We start from the raw sequence: 13,436 nt of genomic DNA, 5'->3' as shown, positions 1-13,436 counted from the left end.
TATATGGTGGAGCTAAGCGGGATCGAACCGCTGACCTCCTGCGTGCAAGGCAGGCGCTCTCCCAGCTGAGCTATAGCCCCATATAAAAAGCAAAATACCTTATCGGCATAACTCATTCTCAGACAAGGCGCAGTCACGCGACGTTTATGGGTATAAACGAGTGTGTCTGTAACGCACTATGAGGATGAGTTGGTGGGTCTGAGTGGACTTGAACCACCGACCTCACCCTTATCAGGGGTGCGCTCTAACCACCTGAGCTACAGACCCAACAAGGTACTAAAGCCCGACTAATCTCTCAGTCCGGCCTTATTTGCTCGTTACTTTCTATCAGACAATCTGTGTGGACACTACGCAATGCGTATCGTTAGGTAAGGAGGTGATCCAACCGCAGGTTCCCCTACGGTTACCTTGTTACGACTTCACCCCAGTCATGAATCACAAAGTGGTAAGCGCCCTCCCGAAGGTTAAGCTACCTACTTCTTTTGCAACCCACTCCCATGGTGTGACGGGCGGTGTGTACAAGGCCCGGGAACGTATTCACCGTAGCATTCTGATCTACGATTACTAGCGATTCCGACTTCATGGAGTCGAGTTGCAGACTCCAATCCGGACTACGACAGACTTTATGTGGTCCGCTTGCTCTCGCGAGTTCGCTTCACTTTGTATCTGCCATTGTAGCACGTGTGTAGCCCTACTCGTAAGGGCCATGATGACTTGACGTCATCCCCACCTTCCTCCGGTTTATCACCGGCAGTCTCCCTTGAGTTCCCACCATTACGTGCTGGCAACAAAGGATAAGGGTTGCGCTCGTTGCGGGACTTAACCCAACATTTCACAACACGAGCTGACGACAGCCATGCAGCACCTGTCTCACAGTTCCCGAAGGCACCGAAGCATCTCTGCTAAGTTCTGTGGATGTCAAGAGTAGGTAAGGTTCTTCGCGTTGCATCGAATTAAACCACATGCTCCACCGCTTGTGCGGGCCCCCGTCAATTCATTTGAGTTTTAACCTTGCGGCCGTACTCCCCAGGCGGTCGACTTAACGCGTTAGCTCCGGAAGCCACGCCTCAAGGGCACAACCTCCAAGTCGACATCGTTTACAGCGTGGACTACCAGGGTATCTAATCCTGTTTGCTCCCCACGCTTTCGCACCTGAGCGTCAGTCTTTGTCCAGGGGGCCGCCTTCGCCACCGGTATTCCTCCAGATCTCTACGCATTTCACCGCTACACCTGGAATTCTACCCCCCTCTACAAGACTCTAGCTTGCCAGTTTCAAATGCAGTTCCCACGTTAAGCGCGGGGATTTCACATCTGACTTAACAAACCGCCTGCGTGCGCTTTACGCCCAGTAATTCCGATTAACGCTTGCACCCTCCGTATTACCGCGGCTGCTGGCACGGAGTTAGCCGGTGCTTCTTCTGCGAGTAACGTCAATCAACCGTGCTATTAACACGATTGCCTTCCTCCTCGCTGAAAGTGCTTTACAACCCGAAGGCCTTCTTCACACACGCGGCATGGCTGCATCAGGCTTGCGCCCATTGTGCAATATTCCCCACTGCTGCCTCCCGTAGGAGTCTGGACCGTGTCTCAGTTCCAGTGTGGCTGGTCATCCTCTCAGACCAGCTAGGGATCGTCGCCTAGGTGAGCCATTACCCCACCTACTAGCTAATCCCATCTGGGCACATCCGATGGCGTGAGGCCCTAAGGTCCCCCACTTTGCTCTTGCGAGGTCATGCGGTATTAGCTACCGTTTCCAGTAGTTATCCCCCTCCATCAGGCAGTTTCCCAGACATTACTCACCCGTCCGCCGCTCGCCGGCAAAGTAGTAAACTACTTCCCGCTGCCGCTCGACTTGCATGTGTTAGGCCTGCCGCCAGCGTTCAATCTGAGCCATGATCAAACTCTTCAATTTAAGATTTGTTTGATTTGCTGCTAATAAAAGCAGCGATGCTCAAAGATTACTTTCTGCAAATAAGCATTCGAACCGAAGTTCAAATGTGTACTGCTTTGGTCACTCTTCAAGACTTTGATATTTCTTCTGCCTGCCGAAACAGGCTTCGATATCGTCTTGCGAGTGCCCACACAGATTGTCTGATAAATTGTTAAAGAGCAGTGCGTTAGCAACCGGTGGTTGGTAACGCGAGGTGCGCATATTACGCTTTCCTCATTCAGAGTCAACTACTAATTTCGTTGAATTTCTCTGTTCTCTTTGCCGGTCACTTAACTACTTGATTCGTTGTGTGCCGTCTCGATGGATGCGCATTATAGGGAGTCGAATTTTTTGCACAACTCTTTTTTCGCCTTTTTCTACTGTTTGAATACTTTTCACTCCTTACGTGCAGATCTTGGTCGATCCGCTGCATTTTCCCTATGATCCCTACGGTCGATTGGTTGTAATTCCATCAGCAAAGGCTAGTATTGCCGGTAAAGTGTGATCTTATTGAGAGGCTATTGCTATGTCCGACCCTATCCGCCCTTATCTTCATTATTCACCTACTCTTGGTAAACGCGTGATGATCGATGGATCGAGCGTGATCATTGGTAATGTCATTTTGGGTGATGATGTCAGTGTCTGGCCGTTGGTTGCTATTCGTGGTGATGTTAATCAGGTCGTCATTGGCGCTCGTTCAAATATTCAAGATGGTAGTGTGTTACACGTAACCCATCATTCAGAGCATAATCCTGAAGGGAACCCCCTAGTTATTGGTGAAGACGTTACTGTTGGCCATAAAGCGATGCTCCACGGTTGTACTATTGGCAATCGGGTACTGGTGGGGATGGGGTCTATTTTGTTAGATGGTGCAGTTATCGAAGATGATGTGATGATTGGCGCGGGGAGTCTGGTTTCCCCAGGTAAACGATTAGTCAGTGGTTACCTCTATATGGGGAGCCCAGCCAGACAAGTTCGCCCTTTAACGCCGGCAGAATTAGAAGGCCTACTTTATTCTGCGAGCAACTACGTACGCTGGAAAGATGACTATCTGATAGAAACTAAATAAGCAGTAACATAAGATGCAGGGAGTAAATCATTACCTTCCCTGCATTATTGAATATCTTTCTATCGACTCAGTTCATCACGCAACTTATTTAGCACCGGTGTTATCTGTGGCATCACACCATGCCAAAGTTTGAAAGCATGGGCTGCCTGCCCCACCAGCATCCCTAAGCCATCAGCGTAACTCGCCACACCCAACTGCTTAGCCCAAGCTAAAAATGGTGTATCCCCCACTTGATAAAACATGTCATAGCAACGTGTTGCAGGACTCATAATATCTTTAGATAAGTTTGGTACTTCGCCATGAATTCCAGCAGCGGTAGCATTTATGATTAAGTCAAACTGCTGTCCACTCAGCGCCTGCATTTCGGCAGCCTCGATATCACCCAAATGATGAAAGACTTCGGCAAGCTGCTGTGCGCGGCTATAAGTCCGGTTAGTGATGACCACAGTGCATCCATAAGAGAGTAACGGCAAGATCACACCGCGCGCAGCCCCCCCCGCGCCCACCAATAAGATCCGATCAGAGACTCGGATCAAACCCTGGCGCTCAAGATCACTGAGCAAACCAATACCGTCCGTATTATCACCTAACAAGCGCCCGTCTTCTAATTGCTTGATAGTATTGACAGCACCTGCCAGTGACGCACGATCGGTTAGTTCATCACATTTGGCATAAGCGCGCTCTTTAAACGGCGTGGTAATGTTCGCGCCTAATGCACCATCTGCAAAAAACGACGTTAACGTTTCCTCAAAAGCGCCATGAGCGGCTAATACCATACCGTATTGATGCTCTATACCTGTCTGCTCGGCAAAAAGCGCATGAATCCTTGGCGACTTACTGTGCCCAATGGGGTTACCAAACACTGCGAAATTCTGATCCATGCTACTTTCTATCCTTGGCGAAATTGCTTACCGGTTAACGCATCTCTTATTTCAGATGGATTCAAACGACCACCCACCTCGCCAGAGAGCACTGGGAGAAAAGGGCCAAATTGCATTCTCACTTCAGTTTCTGTACGGCATGGCTCGTGACCGCTTAAGTTGGCACTGGTTGAAACCAGTGGCTTGCCATATTGCGAGCAAAGCTGCTGTACCAGTGGGTGGTCACTCACCCTTACAGCCAATGAGCTAAAACTGCCTGTTAACCAACGCGGTGTCTTAGCGCGCGCTGGAATAACCCATGTTACCGGCCCAGGCCAACAGGAGAAGAGCATTTCCTGTTGCGCTGTATTCAGCATTGAGTCATCAATATATGGCTTCAACTGCTCATAGTTAGCGGCGATTAAGATCAAACCTTTTTGCCATGGCCGCTGTTTTAAAGCTAATAAAGCATTTACTGCTTTTTCACTATCAGGGTCACAACCTAAACCAAAAACGGCTTCTGTTGGATAAGCGATGACCTCTTCTTGTTGCAAAGCCCGCAATACATCTGACAGAGCACCACTATTTTCTTGTTTATTCACGCTGTTATTACTCACTTACCACTGCCTTCCCACATAACTTGCTAGCGCAAAAACGTTTTACGCCTTGCGCGGTTCTCTTTTCCATTAACAAGGAATAGTGGCAATACGCACACTCTCCGGCAATGGGTTGCTGATTAATTGTAAACTGGCAATCGGGATAGCGATTGCAGGCGTGGAAGATCTTTCCAAACCGGGACTTGCGCTGTAGTAACTTGCCTTGGCCACATTGTGGGCAATCAATCGCTGTTTCATCAGGCTTATCAATAACTTCAGTATGATCACATTGTGGATATTGGCTACAACCAATAAACATACCAAAACGCCCTTGCCGTAACACCATTTCTGAACCGCATTCAGGGCAATATTGTCCTTCAAGAACTTTCACGATATGCCCATCAGATTGCGCTTTCAACGGGCGCATGTACTGGCAGCCGGGATAATGTGAACAACCAAGGAATGGGCCATGACCCCCACTACGAATGACTAAAGCCGATCCACATTCAGGACACGACCCATTATCCTTGGCAATAACTGTTTTCGTCATAACGCCTTCTATATAAGGTTATTAGCCAGCGATACTACCACTTAGTGCAAATAACCTTCATTGACTTCAAAAAGTAGCTCTTCCATCTGCTGATAGGCACTTTCATAACCCGGAATGTTAAACAGCACCATCAGCACAACCCATTTGAGATCCTCCAAGTCAATCTCATTAGAGTCCAACGCCATAATACGGTCGATGACCATCTCACGGGTATCAAGATGTAACACCTGAATTTGCTCAAGAAATAGGATGAAGCCGCGACAAGTGGTATCCAGACGTTGGGCTTCTTCCGCCGTATAAATCCGCAATGCTTGCGGATCCGCAGCATAAAGATAAGGTGCTTTCTGCCCTTCTTGTAGGTCTGCGAGAGCCTCTAACCAGTTCAGGGCGTTGTTGATATCCTCACGATAGAAACCTGCGTCAGCAAGATCGTCAGTAATTTTGTCTTGATCAACAAGCATTTCCGACTCGTTATGCATATAAGTTTCAAATAAGTAAATTAAAACGTCGAACATGGCCTGCCCTCCTTAATCGGACATAGCCGCCGGGTACAGCTGCGATCCACCCTGCTAACTCCAGCTCAAGCAATTTGCTGACGATATCTGGCACAGGTTGGCCGGCACGTTCGGCGACGACATCAACGGGTGTCACCTCATCTCCTACGTTAGCCAACACATCAGCAAATGGCAATTCAACTTGCTCCTCTGATGCAGAAATAGTTACTTTCCCGGGCAATGATATCCATTGAAGTGAACCGCCCACTTGTGTAGCTATCTCTTGTGCTGACCTCGCCAGATATGCGCCTTGTTGAATCAGCCAGTGCACACCTTCGCTGGTTGCACTCCCTAATGGCCCCGGTAAAGCAAAAACATCTCTCCCTTGCTCTATAGCATAGCGGGCAGTAATCAAAGAGCCACTTTTCAGCGTAGCTTCAACCACTAATACAGCAGAACTTAGCCCACTGATAATACGATTCCTTCTGGGGAAATGGGCAGCGACCGGCAATGCTGTTGTCAAAAACTCAGAGACCAGAGCTCCACCTTGGCACTCAATGTCTTTGGCCAGATGACGATGTCGACGTGGATATATGTTCTCCAACCCGCTACCTAATACCGCGATGGTCTTTCCTTTAGCATTCAAAGCCGCTTGATGACAAATCCCATCAATCCCAATTGCCAGACCACTGGTGATAACCAACCCCGTTCGAGCCAGTTCTGAAGCAAAGTAACAGCCCCACTGCTCACCATAGTGGCTGAAATGACGGCTACCCACCATGGCAATCTGAGAGCGATACAACACATCGAGCTCGCCAGAAACAAACAGCACCAGAGGAGCGGCAGAGATATGAGCCAAACGGGGTGGATAGCTTGGCTCACCGTAGGCTAATAAGTGGTGAGAAGGCTGACTCAGCCAAGTTAAACTGGCCTCAATATAGCGGGGATCTACTTGATAAAACTGCTGGCATTGCTGAGCATCCAATCCGTAAGCAGCCAATCTGCCGGGGTGGACATCACCACGGACAAGTAACCGTCTGACCAATGCACTGCTTTTCACTACCCCAAATCCCTTAACCTTGCTCATCCTGAGCCATAATTCAGCCGCTAACATATTGCCTCCCTGGCTTGCTTTCTATGCTGACACCGATTTGTTCAATTGGTAGACGATGCTGTCAATCAGAGCCGGAAATGTCTAGAATAGAGATTGAATATCATTCACTACTCGGACGCAGATCTAGATATTTATGTCAGTATTACAAGTATTACATTACCCAGATGAGCGGCTGCGCAAAATTGCTGCGCCGGTAAAAGAAGTCAATGGCGAAATCCAGCGTATTGTGGACGACATGTTCGAGACCATGTACGCAGAGGAAGGCATTGGCCTTGCCGCAACCCAAGTGGATGTTCATAAACAAATTATCGTGATTGATGTTTCGGAAAATCGTGACCAACGCCTGGTGTTGATTAACCCAGAGCTGTTGGAGAAAAGCGGTGAAACCGGCATTGAAGAAGGTTGCTTATCAATTCCTGAGCAACGGGCATTAGTCCCTCGCGCTGAAAAAGTAAAAATCAGAGCGCTGGACCGTGATGGTAAACCGTTCGAACTGGAAGCGGATGATTTATTAGCAATCTGTATTCAGCACGAAATGGACCATTTGGTTGGCAAACTGTTTGTGGACTATTTATCGCCGCTGAAACGTCAGCGTATCCGCCAAAAGTTGGAGAAAATGGCCAAGTTAAATGCCCGAGCCGACTAACCCCATCTAATGCAGGAAACCAACGTGTCTGACTCTTTGCGGATTATTTTTGCAGGAACGCCTGATTTTGCAGCGCGCCATCTTGGCGCGCTGTTGTCTTCCCAACATCAGATTGTTGGTGTTTTCACTCAACCGGACCGTCCCGCTGGCCGAGGTAATAAACTGACCCCGAGCCCAGTGAAGGTATTGGCAGAACAACAAAGTATTCCCGTTTTTCAGCCGAAATCGCTACGACCCGAGGAGAACCAACATCTCGTGGCTGATCTGAATGCTGATATTATGGTCGTAGTTGCCTATGGTCTGATTTTGCCTGCATCTGTTTTGGCAATGCCGCGATTAGGCTGTATTAACGTCCATGGTTCCCTATTACCACGCTGGCGTGGTGCTGCGCCTATCCAACGTTCAGTATGGGCCGGTGATGCAAAAACTGGGGTAACAATCATGCAAATGGATGTTGGGCTAGACACCGGAGATATGCTACATAAAATTGAATGTGACATTCAGCCGGATGATACCAGTGCGACAATGTACGATAAGCTGGCGCAATTAGGGCCTCAGGGCTTATTGATAACATTGCAGCAATTAGCGCAAGGCAGTGCACAGCCGGAAGTACAAAATGAAGCACAAGCCACTTATGCAGAAAAGCTAAGTAAAGAGGAGGCCAAATTAGATTGGTCACTTTCTGCGGCTCAGTTAGAACGCTGTATTCGTGCTTTTAATCCTTGGCCAGTTAGCTATTTTGTCGTTGATGAACAGCTCATCAAGGTCTGGCAGGCACAGGTACTCCCTAAAGTAGATAATACCAAGCCCGGAACCATCATTCATGCAGATAAACATGGGATCCAAGTGGCTACCGCAGATGGCGTTTTAAATATCACGCAACTGCAACCAGCCGGCAAGAAAGCCATGTCCGCAGCTGACTTATTAAATTCACGTCGCGAATGGTTTGCGCCCGGTAGTCAACTAGCATAATAACTCAGCAGCTACAGCTATATACCTAATAGATGTCAAGATGCAGGAAGGCCGGTCCAGAGATGGTCAAGTAACGAGATCAGCCAACACCCCTGCAACTTGAAAGATGACGGATGTAGGTTTCATCGCCCGATACTTCATCATCGGGCCACTTTCCCTTTATTTGCTGACGTTTGTCGGCTTTTTTGGTTATGAAAAACACATATAATCTCCGCAGCATCGCTGCTAAAGCAATTAGCCAGGTATTGGATCAGGGGCAATCGCTCAGTACCGTTTTGCCTGGGCTACAGAAAAATATTTCCGATAAAGACCGCGCATTGCTACAGGAGTTGTGTTTTGGCACTTTGCGTGTTCTACCACAGCTAGAGTGGTGTATCCAGCAGTTGATGGCGCGCCCAATGACCGGTAAACAGCGTGTTTTTCACTACCTGATTATGATCGGGCTATACCAGTTGGTTTATACCCGGATTCCGCCACATGCTGCTTTAGCCGAAACGGTTGAAGGTGCCACTGCGCTGAAACGTCCGCAACTAAAAGGGTTGATCAACGGTGTACTACGTCAATTCCAACGTCAGCAAGTGGAATTACTGGAGCGCGCTGCAAATAGTGATAGCCGTTACCTGCATCCTAGCTGGTTATTAGCGCGTATTAAGCAAGCCTATCCAGAACAATGGCAGCAGATTGTGGACGCGAATAACCAAAAGCCACCAATGTGGCTTCGGGTAAATCGTCTCCATCATACCCGCGGTGAATATCTCGAGCTGTTAATGCAAGCGGAGATAGATGCAGAACCTCATGCCTTTTATCCCGACGCAGTACGGCTTATTGCCCCGTGCGCCGTCAATGATCTGCCTGGTTTCGAACAAGGCTGGGTAACAGTGCAAGATGCTTCAGCCCAAGGTTGTGTTGATCTACTTGATCCGCAAAATGGTGAACAGATCCTTGATTTATGTGCCGCTCCGGGCGGTAAAACAACACACATCCTCGAAGCTGCGCCAAAAGCACATGTATTAGCTGTGGATATTGATGAACAACGGCTCAGCCGGGTTAAGGAAAATTTACAACGTCTGAAATTACATGCAGTGGTGCGAGTCGGCGATGGTCGAACCCCGGATGCATGGTGTGACGATCAGCAATTTGATCGTATTCTGCTAGATGCACCTTGCTCTGCCACCGGTGTGATTCGTCGCCACCCTGATATCAAATGGTTGCGCCGAGACAGTGATATTGCCGATCTGGCAGAATTACAATCTGAGATCATTGAAGCTATCTGGCCTAGACTGAAGAAAGGTGGCGTAATGGTTTATGCTACTTGTTCGATATTGCCGCAAGAGAATCAGCAACAGATAGCCGCTTTCCTGCAACGACATTGTGAAGCAGAATTGGTTGAAACTGGTACTAACGCGACTCCCGGTAAACAAAACTTGCCACACCCTGAGGATGGCGATGGTTTCTTTTATGCGAAGTTAATCAAAAGATAATCGTGGCTTTGGCTATGCCTCAAAACCTAATTTCAGTGTGGAACAGAGAACGCTATGAAAATAATTATTCTTGGGGCGGGGCAAGTTGGCGGAACCCTGGCAGAAAATCTGGTAGGCGAGAACAACGATATCACCGTTGTGGATGTTGACTCTGGCCGCCTACGCCAGTTGCAAGATAAATTTGATCTGCGTGTAGTACAAGGGCATGGATCGCATCCGAGAGTCTTGCGGGAAGCGGGGGCTGAAGATGCCGATATGTTGGTTGCAGTGACCAATTCTGATGAAACCAATATGGTTGCCTGCCAAATTGCGTATTCACTATTTAATACACCAAATCGCATCGCACGTATCCGTTCGGCTGAATATATTCGTGAAGCTGATAAGCTTTTTCTGCCAGAAGCGGTACCCATTGACCATTTGATATCACCGGAACAGCTAGTTATCGATAATATCTATAAACTAATCGAATATCCTGGTGCATTACAGGTAGTTAATTTTGCTGAAGGTAAGGTCAGTATTGCGGCGGTAAAAGCCTATTATGGCGGCCCATTGGTGGGGAATGCATTATCCTCTCTGCGTGAACATATGCCTCATATTGATACCAGAGTGGCAGCAATCTTTCGTCAAGACCGACCAATTCGTCCACAGGGCTCAACTATCATTGAAGCAGGTGATGAAGTCTTCTTTGTTGCTGCCTCACAGCATATCCGCGCTGTAATGAGTGAGTTACAACGTCTTGAAAAACCCTATAAGCGCATTATGATTGTTGGCGGTGGTAATGTCGGAGCCGGTTTAGCCCTACGATTAGAAAAAGATTACAGTGTAAAATTAATTGAGCGTAACCCGCAGCGAGCCGCCGAATTAGCCGAGATGTTACACGATACTATCGTATTTTATGGCGATGCGTCAGACCAGGAACTGCTGGCAGAAGAGCATATTGAACAGGTCGATGTCTTTATTGCCATTACCAATGACGATGAAGCCAATATTATGTCCGCGATGCTGGCAAAACGGATGGGCGCAAAAAAGGCAATGGTATTAATCCAACGTAGCGCCTATGTCGATCTGGTTCAAGGAAGCGTTATTGATATTGTCATCTCACCACAGCAGGCCACTATTTCAGCCCTTTTAGGTCATGTCCGTAAAGCGGATATTGTCAGTGTTTCTTCATTAAGGCGAGGTGTTGCTGAGGCAATCGAAGCAATTGCCCACGGTGATGAAACCACATCAAAAGTTGTTGGCCGAATGGTTGAGGATATAAAGTTACCACCAGGTACTACCATTGGGGCAATTGTACGTGGGGATGAGGTTATCATTGCCAACAGCAACTCCATAATTAAACAGGGTGACCACGTAGTGATGTTTATTACTCACAAGAAATTCGTGCCCGATGTGGAGCGTTTGTTCCAACCAAGCCCATTCTTCCTGTAATTATTAATAATTAACTAGTTCGAACCCATTTATAAATTAAAACTATTTCCGTAGATAGTGGGAAAATTTTCTATAATTATGGTTCTACCGAGTTTTATTTAGCTAAGATTAAGTCATTCATTTTTAAAGGGGGTGTCATTTATGAGTTTTATGAAGGAATTTCGTGAATTTGCCATGCGTGGCAATGTGGTCGATTTGGCAGTCGGGGTAATTATTGGTGCCGCATTTGGCAGAATTGTTTCTTCACTTGTTGCCGACATCATCATGCCGCCACTTGGCTTATTGCTTGGGGGGGTCGACTTCAAGCAATTCCATTTCATATTACGTGCTGCTGAAGGGACTATACCTGCTGTAGTAATGAACTACGGTACATTCATTCAGAGCATTTTCGATTTTGTTATTGTGGCACTCGCTATATTTTCTGCAGTGAAACTAATGAATAAAATGCGCCGTGAAAAAGCGGAAGAGCCTGCAGCACCGCCAGCACCAACAACAGAAGAAAAGCTGTTAGCCGAGATTCGTGATTTACTGAAAGCGCAGCAATCAAAGTAAGTTCAGTTTTGATAACCGTAAAAGCCATCATATGATGGCTTTTTACTGCTTTCAAATCAGAAGACCAGTGGTAATGAATCTATTGATTGCTTACCACTGGCCTCCCAGTTACCACCTTTTGCGTATTTTTCTTTACGCCGATAACTTCCTTTTCCTTTACTGTTCTGCTCGATACGTTGCCTGAAAAGTGGGTCATGGAGTAATGCTTCTAGCGCATTATCCTTAATTTTCCCCTTGGTATGTCGATATACCGCCATAATAAAACCTCACTGATAAATTTATTGATTAAAAATCCTACGCATAATACTGCTAATGTAAGCTGATTTAAACTACCCACCTAAAATTTAGTCTTTAGCGGGTTCTTCAGTCGCCCCTTGTTCCAGTGCTTCCAGAATAGAACAATAAGTCGTTGCATGAGTACTTCCGCAGCAGGCATTACTAAGGCGTTTTAGTGATTCACGCATTCTTTTAAACTCAGTTATCTTACTTTCCACATCATGTAATCGAGAATCCACAATTGCTTTTGATTCCTGGCAGGTATGATGTTCAGGATCGACACGAATCGACAGTAATTCGGCGATAGTTTCTAATGTAAACCCGAGCTGCTTCGCATAGCGGATAAAACGTAAACGCTGTAAATCTTGTTCACTATACAGTCGGTAACCACCTTCTGTCCGTTTGCCATGATCCATCATTCCTTGTTTCTCATAGTAGCGAATAGTATCTGGTGTAACATCAGCCAGTTTAGCGAGTTGCCCAATTTTTAACATTTAGTTACTCCTCTTTTGACAGTTTATCGACCATTTTATGTTGGTACTCCTGATGGAGAAAGTCAGTGCTAAACCCTGCTTGTCTCAATCTCAGTTCCAATAATGCCAAGCGCTTATGTAAATTCTGGTAGTTATCGTGCTGCATATCTATCTGTGACAACAATTCGGCGACAGTAAGCGCTTCTTGACGATCCTGCAATTCAACGGGGAGGTACCCTGCATTTCTCAGTAATCTGTAACCTGCTCTCAAATCAAGAGGAACTAGGGAGTCATCATCTAGCTGTAGTGGTTTACCGCTGCCTGACAGATTATCGAGTTCGCCCTTTTGCTGAGCATCAATAATGCGTCGTTCCGCCCATTCATCAATTAATTCCATATCACGACCAAGAGATCAGACTTTATAAAATCGAAGAATAGTTAAGGTTAAAGGATCGGTAGCAAAATAATAAGAGAGGATTGGCAATATATGGGAAGGATAAACGCATATCACTGATATTGTAGACGTAAAAAAACCGGGCAAGCCCGGTTTTTTTACGCGTTTACAGATTACTCTGCAGCAACTACTTCTGCTTGCGATGCAGCACGATCAACTAACTCGATGTAAGCCATCGGTGCGTTGTCGCCTGCACGGAAGCCACACTTCAGAATGCGAGTGTAACCACCGGCGCGGCTCGCGAAACGCGGGCCTAGCTCGTTAAACAGTTTTGCCACGATCTCGTTATCACGAGTACGGGCGAATGCCAGACGACGATTAGCTACGCTGTCGGTCTTGGCAAGAGTAATCAGCGGCTCAACAACGCGACGCAGCTCTTTCGCTTTCGGCAGGGTCGTCTTGATTATCTCATGACGAACCAAAGAGCCGGCCATGTTACGGAACATAGCCTGGCGATGGCTGCTGTTACGGTTCAGTTGACGACCACTCTTACGATGGCGCATGACCTTATCCTTCTCAGTAAAACCTTAACCTGTGA

The 13,436-nt window shown here is 47.1% G+C and carries 16 protein-coding genes, 2 tRNA genes and 1 rRNA gene; 6 read left to right on the top strand and 13 right to left on the bottom strand.

Going from position 1 to position 13,436, the window contains the following annotated elements; all coding sequences use genetic code 11:
- Positions 1–4: 4 nt before the first annotated feature.
- From V1953_RS01470 to V1953_RS01455, 4 genes are all read right to left on the bottom strand, one after another.
- Positions 5–80: transfer RNA gene (locus V1953_RS01470), tRNA-Ala, on the bottom strand.
- A 110-nt stretch (positions 81–190) separates the two neighbouring features.
- Positions 191–267, bottom strand: a tRNA-Ile gene (locus V1953_RS01465).
- A 102-nt stretch (positions 268–369) separates the two neighbouring features.
- Positions 370–1,912: ribosomal RNA gene (locus V1953_RS01460) — 16S ribosomal RNA — on the bottom strand.
- Between the two features lie 99 nt (positions 1,913–2,011).
- Positions 2,012–2,152, bottom strand: coding sequence for a hypothetical protein (locus V1953_RS01455; protein ID WP_162484277.1), 141 nt, complete (start codon positions 2,150–2,152; stop codon positions 2,012–2,014).
- Between the two features lie 304 nt (positions 2,153–2,456).
- Between V1953_RS01455 and V1953_RS01450 the strand changes: the two genes are divergently transcribed.
- Positions 2,457–2,999 carry a gamma carbonic anhydrase family protein gene (locus V1953_RS01450; protein ID WP_442850580.1) on the top strand — a complete coding sequence of 181 codons (543 nt, stop codon included), beginning with the start codon at positions 2,457–2,459 and terminating at the stop codon, positions 2,997–2,999.
- A gap of 59 nt (positions 3,000–3,058) precedes the next feature.
- On the opposite strand, the gene aroE is transcribed toward V1953_RS01450, so the two are convergent.
- The 5 genes from aroE to dprA are packed head-to-tail and all read right to left on the bottom strand — an operon-like array spanning position 3,059 to position 6,613.
- Positions 3,059–3,880 (bottom strand): shikimate dehydrogenase, encoded by an 822-nt coding sequence (gene aroE / locus V1953_RS01445; RefSeq protein WP_372560356.1) that lies wholly within the window; start codon positions 3,878–3,880, stop codon positions 3,059–3,061.
- Between the two features lie 8 nt (positions 3,881–3,888).
- Positions 3,889–4,461, bottom strand: a complete 573-nt coding sequence (gene tsaC, locus V1953_RS01440; RefSeq protein WP_083163935.1) for an L-threonylcarbamoyladenylate synthase type 1 TsaC — start codon at positions 4,459–4,461, stop codon at positions 3,889–3,891.
- 7 nt (positions 4,462–4,468) lie between these two features.
- Positions 4,469–5,005, bottom strand: coding sequence for a DNA topoisomerase family protein (locus tag V1953_RS01435; RefSeq protein ID WP_083161149.1), 537 nt, complete (start codon positions 5,003–5,005; stop codon positions 4,469–4,471).
- A gap of 41 nt (positions 5,006–5,046) precedes the next feature.
- Complete coding sequence (locus V1953_RS01430) at positions 5,047–5,520, bottom strand: DUF494 family protein (protein WP_032906609.1); 474 nt, start codon at positions 5,518–5,520, stop codon at positions 5,047–5,049.
- Positions 5,492–6,613: a DNA-protecting protein DprA gene (gene dprA, locus V1953_RS01425; protein WP_083161151.1), complete on the bottom strand. Its 1,122-nt coding sequence runs from the start codon at positions 6,611–6,613 to the stop codon at positions 5,492–5,494. Before dprA ends, V1953_RS01430 begins: the two co-directional genes overlap by 29 nt.
- A 133-nt stretch (positions 6,614–6,746) precedes the next feature.
- On the opposite strand from dprA, the gene def reads away from it, so the two are divergent.
- The 5 genes from def (at position 6,747) to mscL (ending at position 11,695) form a co-directional block, all read left to right on the top strand.
- Positions 6,747–7,259 (top strand): peptide deformylase, encoded by a 513-nt coding sequence (def, locus tag V1953_RS01420; protein WP_083161153.1) that lies wholly within the window; start codon positions 6,747–6,749, stop codon positions 7,257–7,259.
- A gap of 24 nt (positions 7,260–7,283) precedes the next feature.
- A complete protein-coding gene (gene fmt / locus V1953_RS01415; RefSeq protein WP_083161155.1) occupies positions 7,284–8,231 on the top strand; it encodes a methionyl-tRNA formyltransferase in 948 nt (315 codons plus the stop codon).
- 191 nt (positions 8,232–8,422) lie between these two features.
- On the top strand, positions 8,423–9,712 hold the full coding sequence (gene rsmB, locus V1953_RS01410) for a 16S rRNA (cytosine(967)-C(5))-methyltransferase RsmB (protein WP_442850579.1): 1,290 nt from the start codon (positions 8,423–8,425) through the stop codon (positions 9,710–9,712).
- Positions 9,713–9,766: 54 nt separating this feature from the next.
- Positions 9,767–11,143, top strand: a complete 1,377-nt coding sequence (trkA, locus tag V1953_RS01405; RefSeq protein WP_083161159.1) for a Trk system potassium transporter TrkA — start codon at positions 9,767–9,769, stop codon at positions 11,141–11,143.
- 141 nt (positions 11,144–11,284) lie between these two features.
- Positions 11,285–11,695 (top strand): large-conductance mechanosensitive channel protein MscL, encoded by a 411-nt coding sequence (gene mscL, locus V1953_RS01400; protein WP_032906607.1) that lies wholly within the window; start codon positions 11,285–11,287, stop codon positions 11,693–11,695.
- A gap of 56 nt (positions 11,696–11,751) precedes the next feature.
- Here mscL and V1953_RS01395 read toward each other — a convergent pair whose 3' ends face one another.
- The 4 genes from V1953_RS01395 to rplQ all read right to left on the bottom strand — a co-directional run bounded on the left by V1953_RS01395 (position 11,752) and on the right by rplQ (position 13,401).
- Entirely contained in the window at positions 11,752–11,952 is a 201-nt protein-coding gene (locus V1953_RS01395) for an alternative ribosome-rescue factor A (RefSeq protein ID WP_083161161.1), read from the bottom strand.
- An 87-nt stretch (positions 11,953–12,039) separates the two neighbouring features.
- Positions 12,040–12,465, bottom strand: a complete 426-nt coding sequence (zntR, locus tag V1953_RS01390) for a Zn(2+)-responsive transcriptional regulator (protein WP_420070861.1) — start codon at positions 12,463–12,465, stop codon at positions 12,040–12,042.
- Between the two features lie 4 nt (positions 12,466–12,469).
- Positions 12,470–12,841, bottom strand: a complete 372-nt coding sequence (locus V1953_RS01385) for a DnaJ family domain-containing protein (protein WP_442847472.1) — start codon at positions 12,839–12,841, stop codon at positions 12,470–12,472.
- A gap of 170 nt (positions 12,842–13,011) precedes the next feature.
- On the bottom strand, positions 13,012–13,401 hold the full coding sequence (gene rplQ, locus V1953_RS01380) for a 50S ribosomal protein L17 (RefSeq protein ID WP_004391407.1): 390 nt from the start codon (positions 13,399–13,401) through the stop codon (positions 13,012–13,014).
- Positions 13,402–13,436: the final 35 nt, after the last annotated feature.

It is taken from the genome of Yersinia sp. 2541 StPb PI (assembly GCF_052217145.1).
Lineage (GTDB): Bacteria > Pseudomonadota > Gammaproteobacteria > Enterobacterales > Enterobacteriaceae > Yersinia > Yersinia enterocolitica_E.
The sequence above is the reverse complement of the archived record's forward strand: the minus strand, read 5'-3'. Positions and strand labels throughout refer to the sequence as shown.